Origin of the sequence: Desulfonatronum zhilinae, from assembly GCF_900182865.1 — a bacterium.
In the GTDB taxonomy this organism is placed as follows: Bacteria; Desulfobacterota; Desulfovibrionia; order Desulfovibrionales; family Desulfonatronaceae; genus Desulfonatronum; species Desulfonatronum lacustre.
In genome coordinates this window covers 46663-68918 of sequence record NZ_FXUJ01000003.1, presented here as the reverse complement: position 1 = coordinate 68918, position 22256 = coordinate 46663, and the positions used below count along the sequence as shown (strand labels likewise).

Genomic DNA, 22256 nt, shown 5'->3' with positions numbered 1-22256 from the left:
ACCTCTTGAAGGCGCGGCGGTTCGTCTCACGCGGCCGCCGCGCCTTTGTTCTTTTCATCGAAATCGACCCCTCGTCGAACAAGGACCCCATGCCTTCCCGAGCCGTTACACTGGACAATCTCTCCCTGTGCCTGGATACCCTCAAGGAAATACTGGACCAGATGCAGCCGGACGTGCACCTGGAAACCAGCCTGAAGGCCGTGCTCCAGGTTCTGTCCCACAACCTGGGGTACGTGCGCAATTTTTTGGCCATTTACGACTCCGAAACCCGCAGTCTGAAGCTAAGCCTGACCCACGGGCCCCAGAAGCCGTCCCAGGTGTCCTACGGGGAAGGCCAGGGCGTCACCGGTCAGGTGCTGGCCAAGGGGGAGGCGATCATCGTTCCGGTGATCAGCGAACACCCTGATTTTCTGAACTGGGCCTTTGGCCGGGGAAAGGAGGAGATGGATGCGCTGTCCTTTGTCTGCGTCCCGGTGGTGCAGGGGGAGCGCGAGGACAAGGGAAAGGAGATTCTCGGCGTGCTCAGCGTGGATCTGCCCACGGCGTCGATGGAGGTCCTACGGACCCACTGCCGTTTCTTGGAGGTGGTGGCCCGGATTATCGCCCACCGGGTGGCCCGACTTCAGGAGGACATGGCCAGACAACAGCATCTGATGGAACAGGGCTTGGCCGTCTACGACCCCGGTTTTTCCCCGAAGAACATCGTCCATGCCTCCAAAAGCATGCGCTTGGTCTTGCAGCAGATTTCCCAGGTGGCCCCTAGCCGGGCCACGGTCCTGCTGCGCGGCGAATCCGGCACGGGCAAGGAACTCCTGGCCGAAGCCATTCACACGGCCAGCCCTCGGGCCGGTCAGCCCTTGATCCGGCTGAACTGCGCGGCCCTGCCCGCGGAACTGGTGGAGAGCGAGCTGTTCGGCCACGAAAAGGGGGCCTTCACCGGGGCGGTGCAGAGCAAGAAGGGCCGCTTTGAACTGGCCCATCAGGGGACCCTGTTCCTGGACGAAATCGGGGAACTCAGCCTGGACGCCCAGGCCAAGGTGCTCCGGGCCATCCAGGAAAAGGAAATCCAGCGGTTGGGCAGCGAACAGACCATCATCGTGGACACCCGGTTGGTCTGCGCCACCAACCGGCCCCTGGAAGACCTGATCGCCGCTGGGCAATTCCGTGAGGACCTGTTCTACCGGATCAACGTCTTTCCCATCTACGTCCAGCCCCTGCGGGAACGCCGGGAGGACATCCTGCCCATGGCCGAACACTTCCTGCATGCCTTTGCCAAAGAATACGGCAAACAGATCAAACGCATCTCCACCCCGGCCGTGGATCTGCTGACTCAGTACCACTGGCCCGGCAACGCACGGGAGTTGCGCAACTGCCTGGAACGGGCCGTGCTGCTGTGCACCGAGGAGGTCATCCGCACCTACCACCTCCCGCCGACCCTCCAGACCGCCGAAAGTTCGGCCACGGACACGGACCTGTCCTTCGGCGAGGCCGTGGCCAAATTCGAGCAGGAAATCCTGGTCGACGCCCTGAAAAAGGCCCGGGGCAATATGCTCCAGGCGGCCCGCGAACTGCGGATCAGCTACCGGATCGTGAACTACAAGATCAAAAAATACGGCATCGACCCCAAAAAATTCGTCACCAAGGTCGCCGGCAAGTAGGGGACGGGTTTGAAACCCGGCCCTTACTTCGGCAGGATGCGCAGGTAGAGGTCGCCTTGCCAGGGGCCGATCTTGCGGCCTTTGCCCTTGAGTCGGACGGGTTGGCCGGGGATAAAGTCCGTCGGCAGGGCCACGTCCAGGGTGGTGGCGGGGCCGCGCCAGCCTTGTTGGATCTGGATGCGAACGTGTTTGCCGGGGAAAAGTTGGCGGCGGGGAAAGGAGACCGTCTGTTCGTCGTCCAGCTGGCGGCGCAGCCAGCTTCCAACGCGGTCCTTGAGGCTTCGAGAGAAGTCCAGCTCCAGCTTGCGATCCCCCCATTCCACGCGCAGCACCTTCTTGGCATGTTCCTCGGCGGACGCCGCGGTCCGTTCGCGTCCCGTTCCTCGAACCTGACTGTAGATGTCTTCATAGACTTGGCGGGCGAAGGGGTCCTTGAGCAGATCCTTAAGCAGATCCTCCCGCTGGTAGGCCGCCTGGCGACGATAGCGGGAGTGGGCCGTCTTGGCGTAGCGGGAACTGGAGGACCATTCGCTTTCCGAGGCGCCCGTCGAAGCACCTGGCGAAGCGCCGCTCGGCGTTTCTTGAGCGTCTTTGGGTCGCTTGCCGTCGGCTTGAGGACGTCCGCTTTTCGGTCCCGGAGGCGGTTGACCAGCGGCTTCGGATTGGGTTTCCAGATGGCGGGAAACCCTGATGTAGGCCTCGTTCAGTTCCTGAAAGCGGCGGGATGCGTCGGGCATGTCCGGATGCAGGTCCGGATGGTAGGCGAAGGCCAGCTTGCGGAAGGCCTTTTTGACGTCTTCCAGGGGGGCGCCGGGCGCGACGCCCAGGATTTTGAAGCTGCGATTCAAGGACATGGCTGAACCGGTCCGGAAAGAATGACTTCAGATCATGCGATCAGGGGGCGTTTTGCGCACCCTTTCCACTACGCAGGGCATTCGGGCCGACATCCGAGGACGGCTCCACCTCCAGGCTTCGCAGGTATGTCTCTCCCTGGGCGATGAATTCGAGATGGCCCGGCTCGGGATTGATGCCCGGACAGGCGTCCTGGGCCATTTCCCAACTGGTCGCGTCCACCATGTTGCCCCGAAAAAAAGGCCAGGCCCGGCAGATCGTGGGTTTGGCCGGATGCACGGTGCAGCCTTCGGCGAAGAAGATGCACCATCCTTTGACGTCGGTCCGCAACCGATTTTTGCCGCTGACCGTTTCCACATAGGCGGCGGCAAAGGCCGGGCGTTCCATGCCCAAGTGGCCGCAAAGACGAACCACGTCGGCTTCGGTGAGCACGATGCCACCTTCGCCCTGGCAGCAGCCGCCGCAGCGCAGACAGGTGAACGCGGTGTTTTCCTTTGGGTTATCCATGGTCGGCAAGGCGTTGATGTTCAATCATCAGACAAAGGTCCTCAATCACATGCACGCCGGCCGCCTGAAGCAACTCCCGGGCTTCGTGGTTGGCTATGCCGGTCTGCATCCAGAATATTCCGGGCAGAGGAGCCAGTTCCAGGCATTCCCGGGCATGATCCGCGCAGAACTGGGGAGCGCGAAAAACGTCCACGAGATCGATGGGTTCGGGAATATCCCGGAGCCGGGCATAGGTGGGCAATCCCCAGACGTCTTTGCGAACCGGGTGAACGGGGAAAATGGTGAAACCGCTGTTGATCAGGTACCGGCCGACGCGGTCCACGGGACGTCCGGGGACGTCCTTGGCCCCGAGCACGGCGATGGTCTTGACCTGAGCCAGACGGGCGGCTAGCTCAGCGAGATTGAGCATGTTCGGACTCCTTGACAGTCCGTTGAAAAACTCCCAATTGCTGCGTCGCTGCAAAAAGTTCAAACTCTCACGTATGAATAAATACGCTTCGACCTTGAACTTTTTTTGCTCCTTGCACTTGGCTGTTTTTGAACGGACTGTGGATAAGGACTTTTTCTGCACTCAGTTAGGGGGACAAGCCGCTGGGCGGCGTTGAAACGAAAGAGGTCTACCCCACGATTTTGGGCAAGTAAACAGTTACGGTTGTTGCGAATCAGCAACACAAGGGCGGGAATTGAAATGGCGGAACAACGCATCAGCGCGGCGGATGCCCTGGGACTCTGGAACGATTTGAACGTCATCGAAATCGGGGCCCTGGCCCATGCCGAAAGGGTGGCCATGCATCCCCAGGCCGTGGTCACGTATATCGTGGACAGAAACATCAACTACACCAACATCTGCGTGTCCGGATGCCGATTTTGCGCCTTCTTCCGACCGCCGGGCCATGCCGAGGGCTATGTTCTGGCGTTGGACGAACTGGGCGAGAAGGTCCGGGAAACCATGGCGCTCGGCGGGCGACAGATCCTGCTCCAGGGCGGAATGAACCCGGAATTGAGTCTGGATTTCTACCGGATCATGCTCACGTTTCTGAAGCGGGAATTTCCGGAAGTGGCCGTACACGGCTTCTCCCCCCCGGAGATCGTGTTTTTGTCCGAGTCTTCCGGCCTGAGCGTGGCCGAAGTGGTGGCCCGCCTTGCCGCGGCGGGCCTGGATTCCATTCCCGGCGGAGGGGCGGAAATTCTGGTGGACCACGTCCGCACCCGGATCTCGCCCCATAAATGCTCCGCCGCCAAGTGGCTGGAGGTCATGGAATGCGCCCACCGTCAAGGCCTGAAGACCACGGCGACCATGATGTTCGGCCACGGGGAAAGGATCGAAGATCGGTTGGAGCACCTGGAAAAGCTGCGCGACCTGCAGGACCAAACCGGCGGATTCACCGCGTTCATTCCCTGGACTTTTCAGCCCCGCAACACCCAGATCGACGTCCCAGAAGCCTCTTCCGTCGAGTACCTGAAGTTTCTGGCTCTCAGCCGTCTCTATCTGGACAACGTCCCGCACATCCAGGCTTCCTGGGTCACCCAAGGCCCTCTGGTGGGCCAGATGGCCCTGCACTGGGGCGCGGACGACATGGGATCGACCATGATCGAGGAAAACGTCGTCGCCGCCGCCGGCGTCCGCTTCCTGCTCCCCGAGGAGGACCTGCGAACCATCGTCGAAGGCGCGGGATTCACCCCCGTGCGCCGGAGGATGGATTACTCACCGGCGTAAGGCCGATCTAACGAGAGGTAAAAATGAATTTCGAAGCCTTGGAACGCATCCCGGAAGAAGAGCTGGCCCGGCGTTGGGAGCGGTGTCGGTCCTTGTTGCGGACCCAGTTGCCCGATGCGGGTGGCGTGCTCGTGTTTTCGCGGATGAATATTTATTACTTCACCGGATCCTGGACCAATGGAGTATTCTGGCTGCCGGTGGAAGGGCGGCCGATGTTGCTGGTCCGGAAGGGCATTGAGCGGGTTCGATTGGAATCCGGGGTAGAGCACGTGGCCACGTACCGTTCCTTTCGTGAGCTCTCCGACCTGGCCAAGGAGGCCGGTTCGCCCTTGTCCGAGATGGTCGGCGTGGAGATGTCCGGGTTGACCTGGGCCTTGGGGCAGGGATTGGCCAAGCATTTGAGCGGATATGACCTGCGTTCCGCCGATAGCGTGCTGCACCAGACCAGGGCCGTGAAGACCCCTTGGGAACTGGCCAAGATGCGCCTGGCGGGCGCTCGCCATGATCGCTGCCTGCGGGAGTTGCTGCCGGAGCGGATTGCCCCGGGCATGACCGAGCGGGAGATTTCGATCCGGATCTGGGAGGTGTTCTTCAGCCAGGGGCACCATGGGCTGTTGCGGATGCAGAACCACGGGGAAGAAATTTTCCTGGGCCACGTCTCCGCCGGGGACAGCGCCAATTATCCCAGCGTGTTCGACGGACCAGTGGGACTGCGCGGTCAGCATCCCGCCGTGTCCCATATGGGGTATGCCGGAACGGTCTGGAATGCCGGGGAACCGTTGACCTTGGACGTGGGTTTCGCCCTGGAAGGCTACCAGACGGACAAGACCCAGGTTTATTGGGCCGGAGCGTGCGAGGATATCCCGGAGCAGGCGCGGCGCGCCCACGACTTCTGCGTCGCGGTCCAGGGATGGCTGGCCGAGAACCTGCGGCCCGGAGCCGTTCCCAGCCGGTTGTTCCAGCATTGCTGGGACTGGGCCGAACAGGAGGGCTGGAGCCAGGGTTTCATGGCCCTGGGCGGGAACAAGGTCCGCTTTCTGGGCCACGGCATCGGCCTGGCCATTGACGAATGGCCGGCCCTGGCCAAGGGTTTCGAGACCCCGCTGGAACAGGGCATGGTTCTGGCCCTGGAGCCGAAGATCGGCCTGCCCGGGCTGGGCATGGTCGGGGTGGAGAACACCTTTGAAGTCACCTCGGACGGTGGGCGGTGTTTGACCGGGAACGATTTTTCCATGGTGTGCGTGGCCGCGGACTGAACGAATGCGCGGAACAAGGCCGTTTAGGCGGTTTCCACAGCCGGAGCCTGCTCCGGCTCCAGCCCCGGCACCGCATCTTGCGGATAAAACATGCTGATCCGAGCCCCTTGGCCGGGCGCGGAGGAGATTTCCAGCCGCCCCCCGTGGTCGCGCACGATTTTGTGCACAATGGCCAACCCCAATCCGGAACCGTCTTTGCGCGTGGTGTAGAACGGCTCCAGGGCGCGTTGTCGTTGTTGCGGGTCCATGCCCGGGCCGTTGTCCCGGACGACGATCCATATTCCTCCGTTTGCCCGTTCAGCGTCGACCTCGATCACGCCTGGTGTCGTATCCTCGCTCCCGGCGACGGCCTGGATCGCGTTCATGAGCAGGTTGAGCAGGCACTGCTTGAGCAGATCCGGATCGGCCCAGACCGCGTGTTCCTCGACGAAACGCGGACGCAGTTCAATCCCGTGCCGGTGGAGGTCGGAGCGCAGCAGGGACTCGACGCTCTCCAGCAATTCGGGCAGTCGTATCTCGCTCTTCTGAGGCGGCTTGGGCTTGGCCAGGAAGAGCAGATCCGTGATCACCCGGTTCAGGCGGTCGGCCTCGGCAACCATGGTCCGGGCGTAGGTTTCCTCAGGTTCGCGACCGGCCAGCTTGCCGGCGAAAAACTGGGCGAACCCCCGCAGAGCGCTGAGCGGATTCCGGATCTCATGGGCCACGGCCGCGGCCAGCCTGCCGATGGCCGCCAGACGTTCGGACTCCTGCAGGCTGTCTTCCAGCTTCTTGATCTCGGTTCGATCCCGGACCAGCACCAGACGTTCACCCAGCTTCCGCTGATCCGCCCGCAGGGGCACGGCCAGAATTTCCAGATGGCGATCCGCGAAGGAAAAATTCCGCCAGTACATGCCCGGAGGGCCTGACGCGGGACCTGATTCCGGTTCCGGCTCGACTCCTGGTTCCGTTCGCTGTTCGTCGAGCCGGTTCGACTGCGGGTTTGACTGTTGGTTGAGGGCGAGATCAATCCAGCGGCGACCCGGCAACGGACCGTCTCCCCCCAGCAAGGCCACGGCCGAGGGATTGGCCCCGCGGATCACGCCTTCGGCGTCCACGGTCAGCAGGCCGTCCGGCAGGTTGTCCACCAGCTTGGCCTGAAACTGCTCCAGCTCCTTGACTTTGGCGCTTTGTTCCCGGCGCTGCAACAGCTTCATCGCGCCGATCCACAGCAAAACCACCGTGGCCAGCACGTAGCCGCCCTGCCAGAGGGCGGCCCGCCGGGCGTCGTGATACATGCCCAGGTGTTCGCTCATGTCCAGGCCGAGCACGAGATAAAAGGCATGCCCGCGAACGGGATGGCCGCGATCCGGAAACTGTTCGTGCATGTGCCGGGCCACGGGCGCTCTGATCTGATGGACGTAGAGCAGGACTTCCTGATCGTTGTATTTCGTGAATTCATGCCATTGACGCTGTTCGCGCAGCACGTCCAGAGCGGTCTGGGGGACAGGCGGGAAGGCGTCGGTCTCGTCGGAGGAAAGGATCAGCCGGCCAGTGGGTCCCACGACGCCGACGAATACCAGATCCGGCGAGGTCAGCAATTCGTCCAGGAGTTGCTCCGGGGTCGGCCTCCCGCTTCCGGGCATGCCCATCCTGGGGCCACCGCGCATCCTCCAGCCCAGATTGCCTTCGATGCCCATGGCGACGGTCTTGGCCGCGAGCACCATGTGCTGCTCCACGGCCAAATGCTGCTGACGCAGGTTCTGCCAGGTGAGAAAGGTCAGGCTCATGCCGAGCAGAAAGATGGCCAGCAGAGGCAGAAGGAAGCGCTTTTCGCGGTCAATGGCCGGCAGGATGTGCATGGGAAATGTTCTGGAATGAGAGGAATGGATGGAAACAAAAATGCCGCCCGACTGGCCGGGCGGCATTTTGTTTTTGAGATGTTATTCAGCCGGTTGTGCTCCGTGTCCGGACATCATCGGGCAGTTTCCCATCCGGCCTTGCTTGCCCGACATCTTGCCGGACATCTTGCCGCGGTCCGACATGCCGTGGCCTCTGCCGCCCATGCCGCCCTGCATCAGGTGCCCGGTTTCCTCGAAAACCTTGCGTCGCAAATCGTTCCTGAGCGTCATGGCCTCGCCCTTCAGGGTGATGATTTCGGCCGTCACGGTTTCAACCTGGGCCCGCTGGAATTCCGGGGCGGCCAGGAGCACGTCCAGTTCGGCCTGCTTGGCGCGCAACTGAAGGTTGTGCTGCATCATGGCCTTGCGATGCTCCTCGAACAGCGCGACCATTGCTCCTTGCTGCTCCTCGGAAAGATTGCCGAGCACCGGATGTCCGGTCCCACGCTGGTGCTGTTGCGCCTGCCCCTCTGGCTTGCCGGGTTGATCGGCGCCGTGCTGGTGCTGCGCCAGGACGGGCACGGAAATCAGAGCCAAAACAAGAAGTACCGCACTAATGGAAAATAAACGTCGCATACATTGCCTCCTCACGTTGAGTGGTTGTGGTGAATGGATGCTTTTACTTTATACAAAGGGTGTGCCAAAGACAGAAAGCGAATGATTTCAAATGACCCGCCGAATTTTCAATCTAAACCAAAACTCACTGCGCAATTATTTGCACAACCGCGTTGCACACATGTGCAACAATTCGCGCAAAGGAGCGCCCTTCATTGCCACCTTCGGGGATATCCACGCAATGCTCATATTCCGCTGCACGAAGCGAACGGCAACGCCTATCATTTCAGCCTGTTCTGCATTGGTGCCCCTGGTTTTCATCGGGTTTCGAGACCTCTCTGGAGCAGGGCATGGTCCTGGCCCTGGACCGAAGATCGGGCTGCCCGGACTGGACATGGTCGGGTGGAAACACCTTCGAGGTCACCCCGGACGGTCGGCGGTGTTTGATCGGATGGGCTGAGTCGTTACGTAAATTTTAGAAAAAATGCCCGTTAATAAAACCCTGGGCGCGTTATTCTGGAAAAAAACATGCTGCATCGGACAAAAGAATGACCCGTGCCCGTTGCTGCGCTCTGCTGCGACGGGCACGGGGGCTGTTTGTCTTCTAGCGCCAGGAGCCGGGTTCTTCGGAGTAAACAGCGGAGAGCTGTTCACTGATCATGACGCGGATTTCCTTGTCGCTCTCCTGGAGTTCGACGTTTTGCGCCGGATCCAATCCTTGATCCAACGCCAGTTCCTCCCAATGTTTTTTGACCTTTTCCGCAGCGGCATGGATTGTTTCCATCCCGGACGAGTGCTTGATGTGCCGGAATACCGATGTGAGATGCATCATGTCATTGCCTCCTTTGGAATGAAACCATGTGCTATTCAGGGAAACGCTCCACCTTTGTCACGTCTTTGGTTACTGCATCAACCGACGCAGTTGGTCCACCACTTCCTGGAGCTTGTCCACGGCATCGCGCAGGCCCTGGTTGAAGTCCGGAAGCTGAAGCAGCGGCCTCGCCGCGTCCTCTTCCTCCACGGTCTCCACCACCGGGGCCACGGACGGGAGGTCGCCCACCAGGGCGCTGATGGAGGCGTCCAGGGTCTGATGCATGACCACCTGCCGGGAGTCTGCCAGAATGATCCGCCGCAGTTCCGGGAAATCGATGGTATCCGGAATCAGAAAAACCGGTTCGGCGTAGAGGATGGAATCCCCGATGGGGATGACCAGCAGAATGCCCCGTAAGACCTCGGAGCCGACCTGGCCCCACAGGGTGAACTGCTCGGAGATGACCGCGTCGTTGTCGATGCGCGCCTTCACCTGGCTGGGGCCGTCCACATGCCGACCCGTGGGGAAGCGGAACAGGGTCAGGTCGCCGTAGTTCTCCCCGTCGCTGCGCGCCGCCATCCAGCCCACCAGATTGTGCCGGTTGATGGGCGTGAAGGGCTGGATGAGCAGGAATTCCTCCTTCTCCTCGCCGGGCAGCCGGGCCACGATGTAGTAGGGCTTCAGGGCTTCCGTCCGACCGAAAGAGTGTTGCACGGGCACGGACCACTGGTCTTCCTTGTTGTAGAAGACCACCGGGTCTTCCATGTGGTACTGCAGGAGCATCTGGGTCTGGACCGTGAACAGATCCTGGGGATACCGGACATGGGCCCGGAGGTACTCCGGCATCTCGGTCATGGATTTGAACAACTCGGGGAACATGGCCTGGTAGGTGCGGATCAGGGGATCGCTCTCGTCGAACACGTAGTAGGTGAGGGTCCCGTGATAGGCGTCCACCACGGCCTTGACGCTGTTACGGATGTAGTTGAACCGTCGCTCCCAGGGCGTGGAATAGGGATAGCGGCTGGTGGTGGTGTAGGCATCCTGGATCCAGAACAGCCGACCATCGGCCACCACGGTGTAGGCTTCGCGGTCGCGCAGCAGGAAAGGGGTCACGGTGGAGAAGCGTTCCGGCACGGTGCGCCGGTACTGGATCCGGCTTTCGGAAGTCACCTCTCCGGAGATCAGAATATTCACGTCCTTGAATTGCCACGCGTACATCAGACGACGGAAGAAGGAACCAAGCTGGACCCCGCCGTCGCCCTGATAGTGGGTGTAGACCGGTCCTTCCTGGCCGGGATAGTTGAACTCCTGCATCCGGCTGTTCACGATCAGGTAGTCCAGGCTCTTCAGACCGTAGTAGACCTCCGGACGATCCAGGGGAATCTCTCCCCTGGGCGGCAGATCGCGGATGAAAAAGTCCGGACGCCCGCCGGCCTGGACCTCGGTCACCGGGGTCATGGCCACACCGTAGCCATGGGTGAACTGGAGGTGCCGGTTGACCCATCGCTGGGCCTCGGAGGGCAATTTTTCAGCGGACAGCTCACGGGTGGCCAACATGACCTGGCGCAGCTCGTCGCCAACCCGGTAGCGGTCCGTGTGCACGGCCAGGAAATCGTAGTACAGGCGGAAGAACTGAATCTGGTTGTAACTCTGGAGCAACGGGCCTTCATCCCAAAGCCGGATGTTCTGGATCGTGCCCTGATTGGCATCCACAGTGGCGTGGTCCACCTCGCCCAGGGCCGGGTGGGTCATGGAATGGACCCGCTCCAGCCCGAAGGCATGGCGGGTATGGCTGATGTTGTTGGCCAGGTAGGTGGTTTCCCGGGCCAGCTCGCTGGGTTCCACCACCAGGCGTTGGATCAGTCCGGGGACCAAGCTGCCCAGGACGATGTTCAGACCGAACCATGCACCCACGGACCAGACTGCCAATTCCTTGCGCCCGGTCTTGGCCGCGGCCAGGAGCGCCCCGGCCGCGATCAGAGCCACCACGGTCATGAACGCTCTGGAGGGCAGGTTGAACAAATTGTCCGTATAGCCCACCCCATAGACCGCGCCCATGGTCGAATAGAGCAGGTCGTACCTGGAGAGCCAATGACCCGCGGCAATGAGCACGAAAAGGAACGCGCCCAGAACGGCCAGATGCGAGAGGATCGGGCCCCGGAAGGCAAAGGCCTCCCCGCGCAGGATGCTGTTCATGTAATAGAAGGCCGCGACAATGATCGCCACGAGGACGGTCAGGCCCACCAGCCAGGAACGGAAGAATTCCAGGGCCGGCAGGGCGAAGATATAAAAGGAATAGTCGTTGTTGAAGATCGGGTCGGCCTCGCCGAAAGGCACCTGGTGCAGGTAGCGCAGGACGACGTTCCACTCTCCTGCCGGTCCGGAGGCCAGCAGAAATGCCCCCAGGGCCACAACACCCCCGGCTAGCCAGATCAGCACGCTTCGGGCGGAATCGTAGATCTGCGGCGGCAACCTGTGCCCGCCCCGAGGGAACATCCGCCCGGTTGTCCGCACCACCGCGACGAGATTGGGAACGGCCAGGGCCAGGAAGACGAGCACCGCTCCCAGGTACAGCCAGATTTTTGTGGTCACGACCTTCCAAAGCACACCTTGGTGGTCCAGGGAGCTGTACCAGAGCCAGTCGGTGTAAAAGCCCTGGGCCCAGTTCAGTCCGGACCACAGGATGATCACCGCCAAACCAAGCAGGCCCAACCGCAGGAAACGATGGAATTTGGAAAAGTCCATCTCTTCGACCTTGAACTGCGGAAACGGATCCCGCGGGTCGTATGGGCCTTGGGGACCGGGACCAAAAGAAAACAGCATCGAGACAACCTCCTTGACAGGGGGATGAAATTTGGGGCCAAAATCACGTATGAAAAGCCGCGAGGCTTGGAACGCGAATCCGCGAACAGCGGAAAAAATCCTTTATTCCTTCTTGTGAACAAAAGGTCAACTGTATGGATATGGAAACAGAGAATGCGCTCGTTGCTTTTTGGAGCGCTTCGAGCGAAAAGAACGTAGCGGATCGACGAACCAAATTTTGCCCACATCAAGCCCCCTATCACTGCATGCTCACCGCAATCCCTTCTGACCCGCCCCATCCCGACGGCCTTCGCTCCGAAGACGCCTATCTGGCTCTGATCGATCGCTGCTTCCCCAGTTCCCACCACCGACTGCTCCTTGGCCGGGGCGATGATTGCGCCGTGATCGACTCCCGGGAATCCCTGTGCGTGTCGTCGGATTTGTTTTTGGAGGACGCCCATTTCCGGATGGCCTACTTCGCACCGGAGGACATCGGCTACAAGGCCCTGGCCGTGAACATCAGCGACATCGCGGCCATGGGGGCCAAGCCCCTGGGGTTCGTCCTGAACCTGATGGCCCCCAAACACTTGACGCGTGGATTCTGGGAAGCCTTTTTTCGCGGCATGGCCGAACTGGCCGCAGAACACGACCTGTATTTGGCCGGTGGGGACCTTTCCGTGGCGCCGTATCTGGGCGTGGCCGTGACCATCTGGGGGGAACGGCCCGAGGGCGGCAGGTTTCTGCGCCGGGTTCAGGCCCGGCCCGGAGACGTGCTTTTCCTGGTGGGCGAAATAGGCTTGGCCAGGCTGGGCTTGGCCTTTCTCGAAGGCGGCGTGAGTCCAAAGACGTCCAAGAACGGCTCGACTCCGGCGGAGTACCCCGTCGCGGTCCAGGCTCATTTGCGACCCGTCATGCATGTCTCGACGGCCACGGCGTTGAGCCGGACGCCCGAAGTGCGTGGCATGATGGACGTCTCCGACGGCCTGGCCAGGGATTTGCCGCGCTTTCTTGGGTCGAACCTGGGGTGCGCCCTGACCCTGCCACCGGAGGCGCTGCACCCTGAATTGCTGTTGTTTACCCGGAAAAACGGAGTGGATGCGGCTGAATGGGCCGTGCTGGGGGGAGAGGATTATGCGTTATTGGGCGTGGCCGCTGCACGGGATTGGGACATGCTGCGAGAAAAAAATCCCGCCGTGCGGCGTTTGGGGGACGTGACGGAGAAACCAGGAATCCATTTGAATGGAAAACAAATGGAATCTCAAGGTTTTGATCATTTTTTCCAGTAATCGGCATTGGACCGTTTCCCGCTGAATCGCCTCTTTTGAAGGTGTACTTTCCCAAAACGATCAATTAGATAATTCTGGTTTGTCATTCATGCCCTAAATGGAGGTTTTTCCATGAAAAAACAAGTGATTGCTTTTGTAGCGACCTTGGCCCTGCTCTGCGTTTCCGGTCTTGCTCCAGCCGGACAGCCCATCAAGATCGGCGCGTTCTTCGCCCTCTCCGGACCGGCGGCGTTCATCGGAACCCCCACCAAGCTGGTGGCGGAAATGGCCGTGGACCAGATCAACCAGGCCGGGGGCATCAACGGTCGCCCTCTGGAGCTGGTCGTCGCGGATACGGAGAGCGATCCCCAGAAGGCCCTGCTGGCCGCCCGCCGACTGGTGGAGCGGGAGCGGGTCACGGCCCTGGTCGGACCGACCCGCACGGACACCGGCATGGCGGTCAAGGCCTACCTGCATCAGCGCCAAATGCCCACCGTAATGACCGTGGGCGGAGACCCGGTGATCATGGGCGGCCGTTTCGGAGACTTCGACTGGATCTTCAAAAGCCCGCAGCGCTCCTCCGTGGCCGTGAGCCGGGTTTACGAATACCTGCAAAGCCAAGGGGTGACCCGGGTCGGCCTGCTTACGGCCAGCGACGGCTTCGGCCGCGACGGGCTGACTTGGCTGACCAGCCTGGCCGAGGAGTTCGGGATCACCATCACGGCCAACGAGCAATTCGCCCCAACGGACACGGACATGACCACCCAGTTGGTCAAAATTCGGGCCACGAACCCAGAGTTCATCATCTGCTGGACCATCGGCCCGGCCGCGGCTCTGGTCAGCAAGAACGTCCAGCAGCTGGGTCTGACCGTTCCCCTGATGCATTGCCACGGGATTCCGGACCCAAAGTACCTGGAACTGGCCGGCGACGCGGCCGATGGCACCTACATGCCCTCCACCAAGCTGATGGCCGCTGACCAACTTCCGGACGACGACCCGCAGAAGGCCGTGGTCACGGAATTCATCCGGCTCTATCGCGACGTTTACGATTTTGAACGCCAGTACCCGATCAACACCCACTCCGGTTACGCCTGGGACGCGATCATGCTCATCGCCAACGCCCTGCGCGAGGTCGGGCCGGACGATCCGGCGGCCATCCGGGACGCCATTCGCCGGACCTCCGGGTTCGTCGGGGTCAGCGGCATCTTCACCCTGTCCGAGGAAGACCACAACGGCCTGGACACCGACTCCCTGATCATCGTCAAGGTGGATCAGGACCGCTGGGTGATGCAGTAACCCTGTACGGCACGGCCTCGGCTGTTCGGAGAGGTTGTCTCCTCTCCGGCTTATTCCATGACTTCCCTTATCTTAACCCGCGCCTGATCGCCGTGAAGAGCGGTGATCAGGCTTTTGCATCAGGAGACCGCTTGTGACGTCAACCTCCATTGCCGCCGGTATTGTATCGGAACCGACGACGGTTCCCGACGACCTTCCCCAACCCGTTCTGCCGCCCAACGCCGAAGTCGTTTTGAACAAGCGCTATCTGCGCAAGGGCGGCCAGGGGGAAATCCTGGAAACCCCCCAGGAACTCTATTGGCGCGTGGCCTCGGCCATTGCCGCGGAAGAGGCCAAGTACCCGGCTTCCCCGTATTCCGTGGACGAGCTGGCCCGCCGGTTCTACGAACTGATGACCACGTACCGCTTCCTGCCCAACTCCCCGACCCTGATGAACGCGGGCACGGACCTTGGTCAACTGGCAGCTTGTTTCGTGCTCCCGGTGGGCGACTCCATGGAGGAGATTTTCGACGCCATCAAGTACGCGGCCCTGATCCACAAATCCGGCGGGGGCACGGGCTTTTCCTTTTCCCGCTTGCGGCCCCAGAAAAGCCGGGTCGGCTCCACCGGCGGCATCGCTTCCGGACCGATCTCCTTTCTACGGATCTTCAACACGGCCACGGAGCAGGTCAAACAGGGCGGCACCCGTCGCGGCGCGAACATGGGCATCCTCCGGGTGGACCATCCGGACGTTCTGGATTTCATCCGGGCCAAGGAGCGGGACGGGGATCTGAACAACTTCAATCTATCCATCGGACTGACCGAGGTGTTCATGCAGGCCGTGGAAAAGGACGAGGAGTACGACCTCGTCGCACCGCACACCAAACAGGCCAAGGCCCGACTCAAGGCCCGCGAAGTCTTCGGCCTGCTGGTTCAGAAGGCCTGGGAAAGCGGGGACCCCGGGATCATCTTCCTGGACCGCATCAACCGCGACAATCCCACTCCCAAACAGGGTGAAATCGAGAGTACGAATCCCTGCGTCACCTCGGAAACCTTCGTGATGACGGACGTTGGCCCCCGTCAGGTCCACGAGTTGATTGGACGCCCGGTGAATCTCGTGGTCAATGGACAGGCCCACCCCAGCACGGACCACGGTTTTTTCGCCACAGGCCGCAAACCGGTTTTTCACCTCCAAACCAAGGAAGGGCACAGCCTTTTGCTCACCGCGGACCATCCGGTGCTTCAGGCCGCTTCGCCTTCCCGGTACGCCCTGAATCCCCAGTGGACTCGGGCCGAGGACTTGGCTCCGGACGACAAGATCGTGCTGCATGATCACCGAACCATCACCGGCTGGCCGGGTGCGTACGGCCTAGCCGAGGGTTATCTGCTAGGACTTTTGGTGGGTGACGGCACCCTGAAGACGGACAAGGCGGTGCTCTCTGTTTGGCCCCGAGCCCGAACCGTCAACGGCGAGGATGATCCATGCGGAACGCTCGGAGTCATGACCGCCGCGGAGACGTTTGCCCGTACGCTGCCCCATCGTGGAGACTTTCAAGGTTGGCAGACCATTGCCGGGCGAAACGAGTGCCGGATGTGCCTGAGCGCGGTTCGCGATTTGGCCCTGGGGTTGGGCATGGCTCCTGGGCGTAAAACCATTACCGAGCAATTGGAACAGACCTCTTCGGAGTTTTATCAAGGCTTTTTGGGTGGCCTGTTCGATGCGGACGGCTCGGTCCAGGGCAACCAGCGCAAGGGAGTCAGCATTCGACTGGCTCAGAGCGATCTTGAACGCCTTTTTGCCGTCCAGCGAATGTTGTTGCGGCTGGGTATCGCCAGCACCATTCATCAAAACAGACGTCCCGCCGGTGTAAAGGTATTGCCCGACGGCAAGGGCGGTTCCAGGGAATACCCGGTCCAGGCGCAGCACGAGTTAATCATCAGCGGGGCCAATTTGGAGCGTTTCGCTGAGGTGGTCGGGTTCCAGGACACGGCCAAGCGGGATCTTTTGGTGAGGTTGTTGGGCATGTACCGCCGGTCCCTGAACCGGGAACGCTTTCTGGCTACTGTGAAGTCCTTAGACTTTGTTGGCGAACGAGATGTTTACGACGTCACCGTTCCCGAGGTGCACGCCTTTGACGCCAACGGGTTCATGGTCCACAACTGCGGGGAACAACCGCTGCTCCCCTACGAGGCATGCAACCTGGGTTCCATCAATCTTTCCAGGTACGTCCAGAATTCCGGCAAGGATGACATCCTTTGGGACGATTTGAAGCGGGACATTCATCTTTGCGTCCGCTTTCTGGATAACGTCATCGACGCCTCGCGCTATCCGCTGGAAAAGATCACCGAGACCGTCCGGATGAACCGCAAGATCGGGCTTGGGGTGATGGGTTGGGCCGATCTGTTGTACCGGCTGCACATTCCCTACAACAGCCAGGAGGCCCTGAATCTGGCCGAAAAGATCATGCACTTCGTCCAGTTCGAGTCCCAGAGCGCTTCCAAGAAGCTGGCCGAGGAGCGCGGACCTTTTCCGGCCTTCGCGGATTCCACCTTTGCCGAACACAATCAAGGGCCGTTTCGCAACGCCACCACCACGACCATCGCGCCCACGGGCACCCTGTCCATCCTGGCCGGTTGCTCCTCCGGGGTGGAGCCGCTCTTCGCCCTGAGTTTCGTGCGCCAGGTCATGGACGGAGAACGGCTCCTGGAGGCCAATCCCTGGTTCGAGCAGGCCCTGCACGAGGCCGAATGCTTCAGCCCCAAACTGATGGAAGAAGTTGCGGCCAAGGGAACCATTCACCATATCGACTATCTGCCGGAGGATGTCCGCAAGGTCTTCGTCACGGCCCACGACATCGAGCCGATCTGGCACCTGAAGATGCAGGCCGCATTTCAGAAGTTCACGGACAACGCGGTGTCCAAGACCGTAAATCTGCCCCACGCGGCCACCCAGGAGGACATCTGGAAGATCTACTGGATGGCTTATGAAATGGGCTGCAAGGGGGTCACGGTCTACCGGGACGGCTGCAAAAGCACCCAGGTGCTTTGCACCGGCGACGGCGGCAAGCCCAAGGAGCCGGAAAAGTCCCAACGCGTGGTCCGGGATCGGCCGGACGTGGTCTACGGCTTCACCCAGAAGGTCAAGACCGGCTACGGGTTTCTGTACCTCACGGTGAACGAGGTGGATGGCCGCCCTTTCGAGGTCTTCACCACCATCGGCAAGTCCGGAAGGTCGATCACGGCCAAGGCCGAGGCCATCGGCCGCTTGGTCTCCCTTGCCCTACGATCCGGAGTGGGCGTTGAGGACATCGTCAGTCAGCTCAAGGGCATCGGCGGCGAGCATCCGGTCTTTCAGAAAAAGGACATGCTGCTGTCCATCCCGGACGCCGTGTCCTGGGTCCTGGAGAGTCGCTACCTTCAGGGACGCAAGGCGGAGATGAGCAACCAACTGGTCAAGCCGGAATGTCCGGACTGCGGCAAGGAGCTGATCTTCCAGGAAGGCTGCTTCGTCTGCCAGGGTTGCGGCTACACCAAGTGCGGATGACCCCGCGAACGTGATGATCAGCCTGCGCCACGTTTCTTACAGCTTCGGGACCCAGTGGGCTCTGAAGAACATCTCTCTGGAGGTTCGCAAGGGCGATTTCCTGTTCCTGGTGGGGCCCAGCGGCGCGGGCAAGACCACCCTGCTCCGCCTGCTCCACGGCGCGATACCGCTGAAGCGAGGCCAGGGGAGCGTGGCCGGGTTTGATCTTCATACCCTCAAGGCCCGGCGGATTCACCTCCTACGTCGAGAGGTAAGCGTTGTGTTTCAGGACTTCAAAATCCTGCCGGAACGCACCGTGTTCGCCAACGTGGCCCTGGCCCTGGAAGTGCGGAACATGCCCCGCACCCACACCGAACGGCGGGTCCGGGCGGTCCTCCGGGGCCTGGACCTGGAAAACAAGATGCACGTCCCCTGCGCCCAACTCTCCGGCGGCGAACAACAGCGGGTGGCCATCGCCCGGGCCGTGGTAGTGGGGCCGCAATTGCTCCTGGCCGACGAGCCCACCGGCAATCTGGACCGGGAACTGGCCATGCGCCTGATGAGCATCTTCCTCCAGTTTCACGCCCACGGCACGACCATCGTCCTGGCCACCCACAACCAGGAAATCCTGGCCTGCGTGCCGGACGCCAAGATTCTGCACCTTGAGGACGGGGCCGTGAACTGGACCAACTGGGACATGGACGCTCCCACATGAACCGTCCGGAGTGAACGCTGATGTTCCGTATCGTGTTCAAGCTGATGCTCCAGGGAGTGACGGATATCCGTCGTCATCCCTGGATCCAGGTACTCACCCTGGCCGCCGTGACCCTGGTCGCCTTTCTGGGCGGGCTGTTCCTGCTCGTGTTGCATAATCTGGATCTGGAACTGCAACGCGCCGGCGGGGACATCCAGTTTCAGATCTACTGGCAGCCGGAGGCCGAGCAGGAATTGGTCCGGACCCAGTGGGACGCCTTGCGGGAGCTGGAGCACCTCGCGGAGATCAAGACTTTTTCCGGAGACCAGGCCCTGGACCTGCTCATGCAGCGACTCGGCGGGACCGGGGACTTCGTCTGGCTGCAAGGCCACAATCCCCTTCCGGCCACGGCTCTGTTGACCTTCTCGGTCTTGGACGACGACCAGCAGACCTGGGCCAAGGCTACTTACCTGCACCTGGAATCTCTGGAAAGCGTGGAGAAGGTCAGCTTCAATCCTCTGCAATTGGACCTGGCCCGGGGCTGGGCCCGATTCAGCAATCAGGTGATCTGGCCGCTGATCCTCTTTCTCGGAGTGGTCCTGGCCTTGGTTGTCGGCAACACCATCAAGCTCTCCCAACTGCATCGCCGCAACGAAGTGGAAATCCTGCGCTTGGTCGGCGCGGCCCGGTGGTACATCCAACTGCCCATGCTCGTCTCCGGCGCCGTGCTCGGCCTGTTGGGCGGCATCCTGGCCCTGCTGATGCTCAAGGGCGTCCAGCTCAGCCTGCGGGACCTGCTCCACTTTCCCCCCCTCTGGCTGCGCCTGGACTACCTGCCGTCCTCCCAGACCCTGGCTTTTCTGGCCGTCCTCGTGGTCATGGGCTTTCTGAGCAGTTGGGTGGCGTTAAGAGAGAAATAGCGCCTCCCTGTGGACTTCTACCCGCTCCCCCGCGACGTGGTGTCAACTTGACAAGATTAAAACGCGGGCTCTAGGGTCCTCCACATGAAAAGCATGGCCGTTGGCGAACTCAAAACGCATTTCTCCGAAGTCATCAAGGCCGTTCAGCAGGGTGAGGAAATCGTGATTTCCTACGGGAAAAAACGGGAACATCTTGCCGTGATCATTCCCTATTCCAAATACAAGAAAAAGAACCGGATCGAACTCGGCACGTTGCGGGGAAAGGCGTCCTACACCATCAAGGACGATTTTGCCATGACCTCGGAAGAGCTTTGCGGGTCATGAACTACCTCGTGGACACCCACTACATCATCTGGAGCCTGCTCGATCCGGAGAAAATCCGGCAAGAGCACCGGCAGGTCCTGACGGACTCTGATTCGGCGAAATTCGTCAGTTCGATCAGTTTTTGGGAAATCTCCCTGAAGTATTCCCTGGGTAAGCTGGATTTGGTCGGCGTCTCGCCGGAAGAGATGTTGACCGCCGCTTGCAAAGCCGGGTTCCATCTGCTGGAATCGGACGGAGAGGACATGGCTTCGGCCTATCGACTTCCCTTTGTTGAAGCCCATAAGGACCCCTTCGATCGACTGCTGATCTGGCAATGCATCCGCAATAACATGACACTGATCACGGCCGACTCCGCCATCAAGGCATACACGGCCTTCGGCTTGAAGCTGGCTTAAATCACGCTTATCTTAAGAAAATCAACGCAACCGAGTTTATTCTCAAGGAACAACCATGCGCAGTGAAACCATGACCAAAGGCCTGGAAAAAGCCCCTCACCGCTCCCTCTTGCACGCCCTGGGCATGACCAGGGACGAAATGCGCCGCCCGCTGATCGGCGTGGTCAACTCGGCCAACGAAGTGGTTCCAGGCCACATCCATCTGCACACCATCTCTCGGGCGGTCAAGGACGGCATCCGCTCCGCCGGGGGCACGCCCATGGAGTTTCCGGTGATCGGGATCTGCGACGGCCTGGCCATGAATCATCCGGGCATGCACTACAGTCTGCCCAGCCGGGAAATCATCGCGGACTCCATCGAGGCCATGGCCATGGGCCATCCCTTCGACGCCCTGGTCTGCGTCCCCAATTGCGACAAAGTGGTTCCAGCCATGCTCATGGCCATGCTCCGGCTGAACATCCCGGCCATCCTGGTCAGCGGGGGGCCCATGCTGGCCGGAGCGTGGCAGGGCAAGGCCGTGGACCTGATTTCCGTGTTCGAGGGCGTGGGCAAGGTGCGCAAGGGTCAGATGACCCAGGAGGAGCTGGACGAGCTGGAAACGTGCGCCTGCCCGGGTTGCGGGTCCTGCTCGGGGATGTTCACGGCCAACTCCATGAACTGTCTGTCCGAGGCCATCGGCCTGGCCCTGCCCGGCAACGGGACCATTCCGGCAGTGACGGCGGCGCGGATCCGGCTGGCCAAACAGGCCGGGTCCCAGGTCATGGACCTGCTCGCCCAAAACATCCGCCCCCGGGACATCGTCACCCCGGCGGCGGTGCGCAATGCCGTGACCGCGGACATGGCCCTGGGCTGCTCCACCAACACCGTGCTCCACCTGCCGGCCATCTTTGCCGAGGCGAATCTGGACCTGAACCTGGGCATCTTTGATGAACTCAGCCGCTCCACGCCGAACCTGTGTCGACTCTCTCCCGCCGGCAGCGACCACATTGAGGATCTGCACCGGGCCGGAGGCATCCCCGCTGTCCTGGCCGAACTGGCCAAGGCCGACCTGCTGGACCTCTCGGTTCAGACCGTCACCGGCGCCAGCCTCGGGGACAACCTCCGGACCCTGGGCGCGACCGTGCTGGACGACCAGGTCATTCGCCCCATTACCGCACCCTACAGCCCCGAAGGCGGCATCGCCATCCTCAAGGGCTCCCTGGCCCCGGACGGCGCGGTGGTCAAACAATCCGCCGTGGCCCCGGAAATGCTGGTCCGCACCTCCACGGCCCGAGTCTTCGAGGGCGAGGAAGAAGCCGTGGCGGCCATTCTCGAAGGCCGGATCAACCCCGGCGACGCGCTGATCATCCGCAACGAGGGCCCCAAAGGCGGCCCCGGAATGCGCGAAATGCTCACCCCCACCTCGGCCATCGCCGGGATGGGCCTGGACAAGGACGTGGCCCTGATCACCGACGGTCGATTCAGCGGCGGCACCCGGGGCGCGGCCATCGGCCACGTCTCCCCGGAAGCGGTGGAAGGCGGTCCCATCGGGCTGGTTCAGGAAGGCGACCGCATCGAAATCAACATCCCCGGCAGAAAGCTGAACCTGCTGGTAGATGAGAAGGAACTCACGGCCCGCCGCGCGGCATGGAAACCCCGACAACGCGAAATCACCTCCCCCTTCCTCCGCCGCTACGCCCGCCTCGCGGCCAGCGCGGCCCAAGGAGCGGTGTTCACCGGATAACCCGTCACGACGCACGCCAGGAACATGCTCTGGTACGCCACGATAAATTTTCCGAAAGCACGTCGTCACTATTTGTAGAAGGGTCGTGGATTCACGACTAAC

18 protein-coding genes are annotated in these 22256 nt (G+C 61.4%); 11 read left to right on the top strand and 7 right to left on the bottom strand.

Features of this window, described 5'->3' with window-relative positions:
* Positions 1 to 89 precede the first annotated feature (89 nt).
* On the top strand, positions 90 to 1658 hold the full coding sequence (locus AC559A_RS03980; RefSeq protein WP_028572682.1) for a sigma-54-dependent Fis family transcriptional regulator: 1569 nt from the start codon (positions 90 to 92) through the stop codon (positions 1656 to 1658).
* Positions 1659 to 1681: 23 nt separating this feature from the next.
* Here the strand turns inward: AC559A_RS03980 and AC559A_RS03975 are convergent, their stop codons facing one another.
* From AC559A_RS03975 to AC559A_RS03965, 3 genes are read right to left on the bottom strand one after another with little or no spacing between them, the layout of a single operon-like run.
* A complete protein-coding gene (locus AC559A_RS03975) occupies positions 1682 to 2512 on the bottom strand; it encodes a J domain-containing protein (protein ID WP_028572681.1) in 831 nt (276 codons plus the stop codon).
* A 40-nt stretch (positions 2513 to 2552) separates the two neighbouring features.
* Entirely contained in the window at positions 2553 to 3017 is a 465-nt protein-coding gene (locus AC559A_RS03970) for a YkgJ family cysteine cluster protein (protein WP_028572680.1), read from the bottom strand.
* Positions 3010 to 3426, bottom strand: a complete 417-nt coding sequence (locus AC559A_RS03965; RefSeq protein WP_028572679.1) for a CoA-binding protein — start codon at positions 3424 to 3426, stop codon at positions 3010 to 3012. Before AC559A_RS03965 ends, AC559A_RS03970 begins: the two co-directional genes overlap by 8 nt.
* 279 nt (positions 3427 to 3705) lie before the next feature.
* Between AC559A_RS03965 and mqnC the strand changes: the two genes are divergently transcribed.
* Both mqnC and AC559A_RS03955 read left to right on the top strand, forming a co-directional pair.
* Positions 3706 to 4734 (top strand): cyclic dehypoxanthinyl futalosine synthase, encoded by a 1029-nt coding sequence (gene mqnC, locus AC559A_RS03960; RefSeq protein ID WP_498816375.1) that lies wholly within the window; start codon positions 3706 to 3708, stop codon positions 4732 to 4734.
* 23 nt (positions 4735 to 4757) lie between these two features.
* Positions 4758 to 5990: a M24 family metallopeptidase gene (locus AC559A_RS03955; RefSeq protein WP_028572677.1), complete on the top strand. Its 1233-nt coding sequence runs from the start codon at positions 4758 to 4760 to the stop codon at positions 5988 to 5990.
* A gap of 23 nt (positions 5991 to 6013) precedes the next feature.
* Here AC559A_RS03955 and AC559A_RS03950 read toward each other — a convergent pair whose 3' ends face one another.
* From AC559A_RS03950 to AC559A_RS03935, 4 genes are all read right to left on the bottom strand, one after another.
* On the bottom strand, positions 6014 to 7828 hold the full coding sequence (locus tag AC559A_RS03950; RefSeq protein WP_498816373.1) for a two-component system sensor histidine kinase NtrB: 1815 nt from the start codon (positions 7826 to 7828) through the stop codon (positions 6014 to 6016).
* 81 nt (positions 7829 to 7909) lie between these two features.
* Positions 7910 to 8443 carry a Spy/CpxP family protein refolding chaperone gene (locus AC559A_RS03945; RefSeq protein ID WP_498816371.1) on the bottom strand — a complete coding sequence of 178 codons (534 nt, stop codon included), beginning with the start codon at positions 8441 to 8443 and terminating at the stop codon, positions 7910 to 7912.
* Positions 8444 to 9026: 583 nt separating this feature from the next.
* Complete coding sequence (locus AC559A_RS03940) at positions 9027 to 9254, bottom strand: hypothetical protein (protein ID WP_245590056.1); 228 nt, start codon at positions 9252 to 9254, stop codon at positions 9027 to 9029.
* A gap of 69 nt (positions 9255 to 9323) precedes the next feature.
* Positions 9324 to 12056, bottom strand: a complete 2733-nt coding sequence (locus AC559A_RS03935) for a UPF0182 family membrane protein (RefSeq protein ID WP_051434640.1) — start codon at positions 12054 to 12056, stop codon at positions 9324 to 9326.
* A gap of 245 nt (positions 12057 to 12301) precedes the next feature.
* Here AC559A_RS03935 and thiL point away from each other — a divergent pair, with 245 nt between their 5' ends.
* The 8 genes from thiL (at position 12302) to ilvD (ending at position 22154) form a co-directional block, all read left to right on the top strand.
* Positions 12302 to 13321: a thiamine-phosphate kinase gene (gene thiL / locus AC559A_RS03930; protein WP_498816369.1), complete on the top strand. Its 1020-nt coding sequence runs from the start codon at positions 12302 to 12304 to the stop codon at positions 13319 to 13321.
* A gap of 111 nt (positions 13322 to 13432) precedes the next feature.
* Positions 13433 to 14596 carry an ABC transporter substrate-binding protein gene (locus tag AC559A_RS03925; RefSeq protein ID WP_498816367.1) on the top strand — a complete coding sequence of 388 codons (1164 nt, stop codon included), beginning with the start codon at positions 13433 to 13435 and terminating at the stop codon, positions 14594 to 14596.
* Positions 14597 to 14756: 160 nt separating this feature from the next.
* Positions 14757 to 18119 (top strand): ribonucleotide reductase barrel domain-containing protein, encoded by a 3363-nt coding sequence (locus AC559A_RS03920; protein ID WP_498816537.1) that lies wholly within the window; start codon positions 14757 to 14759, stop codon positions 18117 to 18119.
* Between the two features lie 13 nt (positions 18120 to 18132).
* The gene (gene ftsE, locus AC559A_RS03915; RefSeq protein WP_498816365.1) at positions 18133 to 18813 is read left to right on the top strand and encodes a cell division ATP-binding protein FtsE; all 681 of its coding nucleotides are present in this window, start codon (positions 18133 to 18135) and stop codon (positions 18811 to 18813) included.
* Positions 18814 to 18833: 20 nt separating this feature from the next.
* On the top strand, positions 18834 to 19712 hold the full coding sequence (locus AC559A_RS03910; protein ID WP_498816363.1) for a cell division protein FtsX: 879 nt from the start codon (positions 18834 to 18836) through the stop codon (positions 19710 to 19712).
* An 84-nt stretch (positions 19713 to 19796) separates the two neighbouring features.
* A complete protein-coding gene (locus AC559A_RS03905; protein ID WP_028572669.1) occupies positions 19797 to 20036 on the top strand; it encodes a type II toxin-antitoxin system Phd/YefM family antitoxin in 240 nt (79 codons plus the stop codon).
* A complete protein-coding gene (locus AC559A_RS03900) occupies positions 20033 to 20431 on the top strand; it encodes a type II toxin-antitoxin system VapC family toxin (protein ID WP_028572668.1) in 399 nt (132 codons plus the stop codon). The genes AC559A_RS03905 and AC559A_RS03900 overlap by 4 nt, the downstream gene beginning before the upstream one ends.
* A gap of 55 nt (positions 20432 to 20486) precedes the next feature.
* Positions 20487 to 22154, top strand: a complete 1668-nt coding sequence (gene ilvD, locus AC559A_RS03895; protein ID WP_498816361.1) for a dihydroxy-acid dehydratase — start codon at positions 20487 to 20489, stop codon at positions 22152 to 22154.
* Positions 22155 to 22256 lie beyond the last annotated feature (102 nt).

What these genes read in the sequence shown, in the direction of transcription:
- AC559A_RS03935 (WP_051434640.1), bottom strand. Translation starts at nt 12,056, where the DNA reads ATGCTGTTTTCTTTTGGTCCCGGTCCCCAAGGCCCATACGACCCGCGG.
- AC559A_RS03910 (WP_498816363.1), top strand. Translation starts at nt 18,834, where the DNA reads ATGTTCCGTATCGTGTTCAAGCTGATGCTCCAGGGAGTGACGGATATC.
- AC559A_RS03965 (WP_028572679.1), bottom strand. Translation starts at nt 3,426, where the DNA reads ATGCTCAATCTCGCTGAGCTAGCCGCCCGTCTGGCTCAGGTCAAGACC.
- ftsE (WP_498816365.1), top strand. Translation starts at nt 18,133, where the DNA reads ATGATCAGCCTGCGCCACGTTTCTTACAGCTTCGGGACCCAGTGGGCT.
- mqnC (WP_498816375.1), top strand. Translation starts at nt 3,706, where the DNA reads ATGGCGGAACAACGCATCAGCGCGGCGGATGCCCTGGGACTCTGGAAC.
- thiL (WP_498816369.1), top strand. Translation starts at nt 12,302, where the DNA reads ATGCTCACCGCAATCCCTTCTGACCCGCCCCATCCCGACGGCCTTCGC.
- AC559A_RS03950 (WP_498816373.1), bottom strand. Translation starts at nt 7,828, where the DNA reads ATGCACATCCTGCCGGCCATTGACCGCGAAAAGCGCTTCCTTCTGCCT.
- AC559A_RS03945 (WP_498816371.1), bottom strand. Translation starts at nt 8,443, where the DNA reads ATGCGACGTTTATTTTCCATTAGTGCGGTACTTCTTGTTTTGGCTCTG.
- AC559A_RS03970 (WP_028572680.1), bottom strand. Translation starts at nt 3,017, where the DNA reads ATGGATAACCCAAAGGAAAACACCGCGTTCACCTGTCTGCGCTGCGGC.
- AC559A_RS03975 (WP_028572681.1), bottom strand. Translation starts at nt 2,512, where the DNA reads ATGTCCTTGAATCGCAGCTTCAAAATCCTGGGCGTCGCGCCCGGCGCC.
- AC559A_RS03955 (WP_028572677.1), top strand. Translation starts at nt 4,758, where the DNA reads ATGAATTTCGAAGCCTTGGAACGCATCCCGGAAGAAGAGCTGGCCCGG.
- AC559A_RS03925 (WP_498816367.1), top strand. Translation starts at nt 13,433, where the DNA reads ATGAAAAAACAAGTGATTGCTTTTGTAGCGACCTTGGCCCTGCTCTGC.
- AC559A_RS03980 (WP_028572682.1), top strand. Translation starts at nt 90, where the DNA reads ATGCCTTCCCGAGCCGTTACACTGGACAATCTCTCCCTGTGCCTGGAT.
- AC559A_RS03900 (WP_028572668.1), top strand. Translation starts at nt 20,033, where the DNA reads ATGAACTACCTCGTGGACACCCACTACATCATCTGGAGCCTGCTCGAT.
- AC559A_RS03905 (WP_028572669.1), top strand. Translation starts at nt 19,797, where the DNA reads ATGAAAAGCATGGCCGTTGGCGAACTCAAAACGCATTTCTCCGAAGTC.
- ilvD (WP_498816361.1), top strand. Translation starts at nt 20,487, where the DNA reads ATGCGCAGTGAAACCATGACCAAAGGCCTGGAAAAAGCCCCTCACCGC.
- AC559A_RS03940 (WP_245590056.1), bottom strand. Translation starts at nt 9,254, where the DNA reads ATGATGCATCTCACATCGGTATTCCGGCACATCAAGCACTCGTCCGGG.